Source organism: Serratia sp. ASV30 (genome assembly GCF_016428815.1).
Classification (GTDB): Bacteria; Pseudomonadota; Gammaproteobacteria; order Enterobacterales; family Enterobacteriaceae; genus Chania; species Chania fonticola_C.
Map to the genome: position 1 here is coordinate 1 of NZ_JAELTL010000303.1, position 214 is coordinate 214.

Annotated in this window: 1 protein-coding gene; it reads left to right on the forward strand. The window is 62.1% G+C overall.

All coding sequences use genetic code 11. The features are described 5' to 3' along the window. The coding region (locus JHD74_RS26555) for a hypothetical protein (protein ID WP_199063972.1) at positions 1-214 on the forward strand (214 nt) is incomplete at both ends.

Here is a 214-nt window from a genome sequence, read left to right on the forward strand (position 1 = left end):
GCGGTAGACGCGGCGGGCAACAAGACCACGCCAAGCACCCCGTCCTACGACCTGACGGTGGATATCACCATTCCAGGCGTGCCGGCAATCACCAGCGTGGTGGACAACGTCGAGCCGCATGTGGGTCCATTGCAGAAAGGGGATGTCACCAACGACAATACCCCGACCCTGAGCGGCAGCGCGGAAGCGGGCAGCATGGTGACCGTTTATGACA